This is a genomic window from Planktothrix sp. FACHB-1355, from assembly GCF_014748295.1.
GTDB classification, from domain to species: domain Bacteria; phylum Cyanobacteriota; class Cyanobacteriia; order Cyanobacteriales; family Aerosakkonemataceae; genus Aerosakkonema; species Aerosakkonema funiforme_A.
Window position 1 is genome coordinate 1 of the sequence record NZ_JACJUP010000262.1, and the last position, 6,837, is coordinate 6,837.

Here is a 6,837-nt window from a genome sequence, read left to right on the forward strand (position 1 = left end):
TACTAACACTCATAAATATAATATGGTTTTGGCTAAAGTTATTAATTAGATTTTTAGAATATTTTTCCTCATATAAAACACTAAAAAAAATAAATCTTGCTGCGATATACCGAGGCCAGAAACATATTTATACTTTAAAAAAGCCACAACAAAATATGAAAATTAACCCCGAAAAATTTATAGACTATCGTCAGCAAATATGCGATTGTTTACGCAACGCCAAGACCAAAGTGCAAGCTAAATTGCTAACTCTCAAACAGCCGAACAATAAATTAGAAAACCCAGTCCAAGAGGGCACAGATGAATTACGCATAGCCTTTCAAGAATTGCAGAACAAAATTGCAGAACTTAAGCGAGCAGAAGAAGAACTTAAAGAATCGCTTTCTCTTCAACGAGCAGCTCTTGAATCAACTGTTGACGGCATTCTTGTGGTTAATAAAAATAGAAAAATAGCAACTTATAATCAAAAATTCGTACAGATGTGGCGGATTCCTGCTGATATTATAGCCTTAAAAGATGACAAAGAAGCCCTATCTTTTGTCGTCTATCAGCTAAAGGACCCCGAAAGTTTTCTTGCTAAAGTAGGCGAAATGTACGCCCAACCGGAGGCAGAATCTTGCGATATTTTGGAATTTAAAGATGGCAGAATTTTTGAACGCTATTCAAAGCCTCAGCGTCTGGGAGAAGAAATTGTTGGCCGAGTTTGGAGCTTTAGGGATATTACAGAACGGCGGATGGCAGAGGAAACTATTCGCTATCAGGCTCTGCACGATCTTTTAACCGATTTGCCTAACCGAATACTGTTCAACGAGCGGTTGTCTGGGGCATTAGTAAATGCAAAAAGCAACCAAGGAATGATGGCTGTGATGTTTCTAGATTTGGATCGTTTTAAAACAATCAACGATACCTTAAGTCACGCCTGCGGCGATCAGTTGTTGCAAATGGTTGCCGAACGTCTCACAAGTTCGCTATGGCAGCACGATACGGTTGCTCGCTGGGGAGGGGATGAATTTACTCTGCTGCTACCTCAAATTTCTTGTGCAGAAGATGCTGGTAGAATCGCCCAGGTAATTCTAGATACTCTTAAGCAGCCTTTTAATATCGAAGGACATCAACTTCATATTAGCAGCAGTATTGGTATTTCTTTGTATCCCCATGATGGGCAAGATGGGGAAACACTTTTAAGAAATGCCGATGCCGCCTTACATAGAGCGAAAGAACAAGGTCGCAATAATTACCAGTTTTATACTGCGGCTATGAATTCTCACGCTTCGGAACTGTTGATGTTAGAAAATGAGCTGCACCAAGCTCTAGAACGAGGAGAATTTGTTGTTTACTACCAACCTCAGATTAATACCAACACAGGTAAGATCGCTCAAATGGAAGCTTTGCTGCGTTGGCAGCATCCTGAGTTCGGGTTAGTTTCTCCAGCAAAGTTTATTCCTTTGGCTGAAGAAAACGGTCTCATCATACCGATAGGCGAATGGGTACTGCGGACTGCCTGCACTCAAATTAAGGCTTGGCAGGATGCAGGTTTGCCACCTTTATCCGTAGCAGTTAACCTTTCTGCACGGCAGTTTCAGCAACCCAATTTAGTGGAAATTGTGGCGCGTGTTTTGCAGGAAACAGGTCTGGAGAATCATTTTTTAGAGTTAGAAATTACTGAAAGCGTTGCGATGCAAAATGTGGATTTTAGTAGGGCAATTTTGCAAGAATTGCACAACATGGGTGTGTCTATTTCTATGGATGATTTTGGCACTGGATATTCTTCTCTCAGTTATTTGAAAAAGTTCCCGCTTGATAAACTAAAAATTGACCAGTCTTTTGTGCGCGAGCTGGCGACCGATCCCAACGATGGGGCTATTATTGCGGCGATCGCTGCTTTGGGAAAAGTATTGAATCTTACAATGGTGGCGGAAGGGGTGGAAACAGAAGAGCAAAGGGATTTCTTGCGAAGTCTTGAATGCGAATATATGCAGGGTTATTTGTTTAGCAAGCCGCTATCGCCTCAAGATGCAACCGAACTGCTGCAAAATTATCGATCTAGCCCAAACCCAGTTATAATTTCTTCTAGCTATTGTTCTCTTTGCTTCAATAAGCGCTTTAAGAAAGGATTTGTGCGATAATTGAAAGCTGGCGATCGGTAATCGCTTTTTGCTTGATGTCGGTAAGCAATCTCCCTCCAGAAGTTCGCAAGTTTGTCCCTTACCGCCTTTTGCGCGTTTAGCAGAAATAATTTTTGTTTTCACGAGTTTTTCACATTTAATCACTACACTAAAAATAACTGAACCTACTGAACTTTAGAGCCCAAAACTTCCTAGATAGTCAGGGAATAAATTTATGATGCAAGTCCAGCTTTATTTAGTTACCCATAGCATCTCCGAACTATTTGTTAAAGCTAGTAAATCTGGAAAAATGACTGCGAGCGAGTATTATAAACTAATAGCCACACTCGCAGAAGTTTCAATTAACGAAGAAGATTATCGTTCCGCGAAACGACTTATTCATGCCGTGCGTAGAGGATGGGTGCAAGTCGTGGGTATTGATGCGGCTGGGGAGAATAATACCAGCTGCTTGCCTAGCACAGGATATTAAAACAAAAAAAGACGCGATTATTCGCGCCTCTTCAAACTAAAAACTAATACCTGAATACCTTCTCAAGACTATAGTTTTGTGCCGCATTCAGGACAAAAATTATTACTACCCACATTCTTAGCACCGCAATTAGTGCAATAAATTAACTCGACGGCTTTCTCCAACTTCTTGCGTTCTGGCAAACCAATCATTTGAGAATTGCTCTTACCGGGTGCTACCATCGGATAGCAGTTTTCATCCCTCTTAACGCGGACATCGAGCAAGACGGGGCCATTGTGCGCCAGCATTTGGGCGATCGCATCCTTAAGTTCTGCTCGACGCGATACAACTATCCCCTTAATTCCATAGGCATCTGCCAGCTTCACAAAATCCGGCATTCCGACTTCCATATTAGAGGACGAGTAGCGCTCCTGATAGAATGCTTGCTGCCACTGGCGCACCATTCCCTGCCAACCATTATTTACGATTGCAATCTTGACATTTATACCATACTGTGCTAAAGTTCCGAGTTCCTGAATATTCATCTGCACGCTGGCATCACCGGCAACGCAGATCGCCTCTTCATTGGGCAGTGCCATCTTCACACCCATTGCCGCCGGTACACCGTAACCCATAGTGCCCAAACCAGCACTGGAAATCCAGCGACGCGGGCCTGTTTTGAGGAATTGCGCGGCCCACATTTGGTGCTGACCGACATCGGTAGTGTAGTAAGCATGAGGCGCTTGACGTCCCAACTCGGCAATTACTTCTTGGGGCGAAATAACATCCGGATATTCCGGCACAATCAAAGGATAATCTTCACGCCAGCGATCGATCCTTTGCAACCACTCCCTAGTTTGAGTGGCGTTGCCGGAAGCACCAGTTTCGTGACATCGACGCAGCACATCCATCAGCACCTGCCGCACATCGCCCACAATGGGAACTTCTGGAACCCGGTTTTTGCCAACTTCAGCAGGGTCAATATCGATATGAATTACCTTGGCGCGAGAAGCAAACTCATCCAACTTGCTGGCCACCCGATCGTCAAAACGAGCCCCCACAGCAATCAGCAAGTCGCACTCGCTCACGGCAAAGTTAGCATAAGCCGTCCCGTGCATCCCCAACATTCCCAAAGCGAGGGGATGGTTTTCGTCAAAAGCCCCCTTACCCATCAACGTTGTGGTCACCGGAATTTGGAACCGCTCAGCCAATTCCATAATTTCTGTATGGGCACCCGATGCGATCGCCCCACCTCCCACATACAGCAGAGGTTGCCGCGCTTCCCGAATCAAACTTACCGCTTGGTTAATTTGGCGGGGATTGCCCTTCACCGTCGGACGGTATCCAGGGATCTTCACCGAACCCGGTTCGACCGGCACGTAGTCAAACTCTTCCAATCCCACATCCTTGGGAACATCGATCAAAACCGGCCCCGGACGTCCCGTGCTGGCGATGTGGAATGCTTCCGCCACGATCCGCGCCATGTCTCTGGGGTCACGCACCACATAGGAATGCTTGACTATTGGCAGCGTAATGCCGTAGATATCCGTTTCCTGAAAAGCATCGGTGCCGATCGCCGCCCGACCCACCTGCCCGGTGATAATTACCATTGGAATCGAATCCATGTGTGCCGTGGCAATACCCGTTACCAGGTTAGTCGCTCCAGGGCCAGAAGTACCGAAGCAAACTCCCACCTGACCCGTAGCACGCGCATAGCCATCCGCCGCATGGGCAGCGCCTTGCTCGTGTCTGACCAGGATATGCTTTATGCCACCGGCAGCTTCGGCGCGGTACAGCTCATCGTAAATTGGGAGAATCGCACCCCCTGGGTAGCCAAAAATATGTTTGACGCCGTGGCGCTTGAGACTGTCAATTAGGGCGAAGCCACCGGTTGCACGCCTAACAGTCTCCTTCGATGTATTTTCTTCGCCACCACAGGATTCTCTTTGAGACACGGTTTGGGAAGACACGGAGAGGGCACCTCCAAATTGGGTAAGTCAATGTAGATCGGAAAATTGTATTTAATAATACTTTAGTATTTCGGATCGCAATCGATCGGGGTTGGAGCGGCGGCAAAATTTTGAGACCGCCACACCAGCCAATTCAATTGTGATACCTATTTCGGGAGAGAAAATTCCTGCTATGCGGCTTCGTAATATTTCTAAATCACATCTTGCAAGACATGGCGGGTATTCCGCCAAGCCCAAACCCCAGCCACGCAGACAAGTAGACTCATCCCCAAGAGAACTACGCGCAAACCCAGGTTAGCACCTCCTTCGTCGGCTCCCAAGAGATTGTTAAGGGCGTCGGTTAATGGTCCTGTAATGGCGAGAGGCAAACTCAGAGCGATGTTAACCGCATTGTTTTCAAAGCCAAACACAGTACCGCGCATATATTCTGGCGTTTGCTGTTGAATCACCGTCTGCATTGGCACGCCGATCAAAGCCGCTCCCACACCTAAGAATACACTTAAGCTCAAACCCAGCCAGATTTTGGTCGTTAAGGTAAACATGGCCAAAACAAAGCTCATAATAAAAAAACCGACCAACGGTAAGGGTTTGCTGTGCAGCCGATCGCCCCAATACCCTAAAATGCCCGCACCGAAGACCATTCCTATCCCAGCTGCCCCCAACAAGAAGCTAAATTCACCATTTTCGTTATTCAGACCGATTTGGGGTGCCAGTTCGATCGCCAACACCGTTAGCGCGGCAAACACTGAGTATAGAATCGTCAACTGTACCATAGCGTTACTTACCAGGCGGTTGTGCTTCAAATAGCGCAAGCCAGCCTTTAAATCGGTTAGGGGATGGACAGCAACCTGCTTATCCGCAATCCTTTTTTCTTTCGATCGCATGAATTGAATTATTACTGCTGACAGCAGGTACAATCCACCAACGAAGATTTCTCGACCGTAATCTCCCCCCCACTTGTGTGCCACATTGAGCATTGGGCTGCCAATAATCATACCCACAATCAGAGCGCCCATCGTTGATGCTGCAAATAAAGCATTCGCCGACATCAATTCTTCATGACGCACCACCAGCGGGATAGCCGCCTGCTCGGCGGGAGCAAAAAATTGCGTTACAGTCGAAATCGCAAACGTTAGCAACAACAAGATCAAAAACTGTTCTGGCTGTTTTGGTAGCAACGCCAGCACTATAATCAACAGCTCCCTAATTACATTGCTGGCGATCATCGTTTGCTTCTTGGAGAACCTGTCTACAAATATCCCAGCTCCCGATCCAAACAAAATCGCCGGCAGCGTGAACGCGACCATCGCCGCCGATCGCATAGAATTGCCAAAGCCCTGCTGTGCTTGTTCTTGATACTCTGCCACCAGGGAAATTAGCAAAATAAAGAAAACCTTATCCGCCACTTGGGACACGATCTGCCCAATCCACAGCGCCATAAAAGGTCTTTTTTTTAGTAGATTCCCAAACCCGTTACTAGAAGCAGTGGAAGGGTCAGTTGGAAACATAACAACGTTAATAACTGCAATTGACTAACACCAAGTTACCTGCTTTTCCCGCTTAGAGCTAGCTGGGGGAAGAGAGGGGAGGTGGGGGAGTGGGGAGGAAAGTCAAAAGTCACTCAGTCAAAAGTCACTCAGTCGAAAGTCAAAATTCCTCCCTTTTCCCTTTTCCCTAGTCCCGACGCCCTAGTCCCCAGTCCCTCTCTTCCCCATACCGCTCTAACAGCATAGTCAAAAATTGGGCTGCACTGAGACGTTTTCGCTGTTCGGATTTCCCGCATTCGGAGTGTATCCACCAACCGATCGTTGTCTGAGGCGATCGCCAAAGTTCCAAATGCGTCACTTCTGGGTCAGCATAGAAATTATCTTCCCCAGTTCCCAGTACAGCAGAACTCCAATGTGTAAAATAATCGTGGCTAAGTCGGTGAATGGGAAAGTTACCCCCCAAAGGTACACCCCAGCCATCTAAAGCGATAAACGCTTTCACATTACCTGTTAATGCCTGCCACATCCAAGCCGCTCCAATCGCACCAACAACACCAGCGCTGAAACTAATAAATACTAGCGGTACGGGCGATGAATTTCCATCAAGAGGATAGATACCGCAGTTGCCCAAAAATTGGAGGATGTGAAAGGCTGAGTATGCTGGGTATTCTTGAATCGGAAAAATCAGTATATTTTCGGTTGCTCTGCCGTTTGATAAATTACCCGACGATCGCCATAGCAATCCGTCAACAAAACTTTTCGTCAGATCCGGCTCGTGAATTCCAGGGCAAATAATCACGCTCATC

General features: G+C 46.5%; 5 protein-coding genes. 2 read left to right on the plus strand and 3 right to left on the minus strand.

Going from position 1 to position 6,837, the window contains the following annotated elements; genetic code table 11:
- Positions 1-155: 155 nt before the first annotated feature.
- Together H6S82_RS13235 and H6S82_RS13240 are read left to right on the plus strand one after the other, a co-directional pair.
- Entirely contained in the window at positions 156-2,126 is a 1,971-nt protein-coding gene (locus H6S82_RS13235) for a bifunctional diguanylate cyclase/phosphodiesterase (protein ID WP_190472708.1), read from the plus strand.
- Positions 2,127-2,340: 214 nt separating this feature from the next.
- Entirely contained in the window at positions 2,341-2,595 is a 255-nt protein-coding gene (locus H6S82_RS13240; RefSeq protein WP_190472711.1) for a hypothetical protein, read from the plus strand.
- Positions 2,596-2,663: 68 nt separating this feature from the next.
- Here H6S82_RS13240 and ilvB read toward each other — a convergent pair whose 3' ends face one another.
- The 3 genes from ilvB to H6S82_RS13255 form a co-directional block, all read right to left on the minus strand.
- The gene (gene ilvB / locus H6S82_RS13245) at positions 2,664-4,529 is read right to left on the minus strand and encodes a biosynthetic-type acetolactate synthase large subunit (RefSeq protein ID WP_322111997.1); all 1,866 of its coding nucleotides are present in this window, start codon (positions 4,527-4,529) and stop codon (positions 2,664-2,666) included.
- A 206-nt stretch (positions 4,530-4,735) separates the two neighbouring features.
- Positions 4,736-6,052 (minus strand): MFS transporter, encoded by a 1,317-nt coding sequence (locus H6S82_RS13250; protein WP_190472717.1) that lies wholly within the window; start codon positions 6,050-6,052, stop codon positions 4,736-4,738.
- 166 nt (positions 6,053-6,218) lie between these two features.
- On the minus strand, positions 6,219-6,837 hold a 619-nt coding region (locus H6S82_RS13255; protein WP_190472720.1), incomplete at its 5' end, for a hypothetical protein.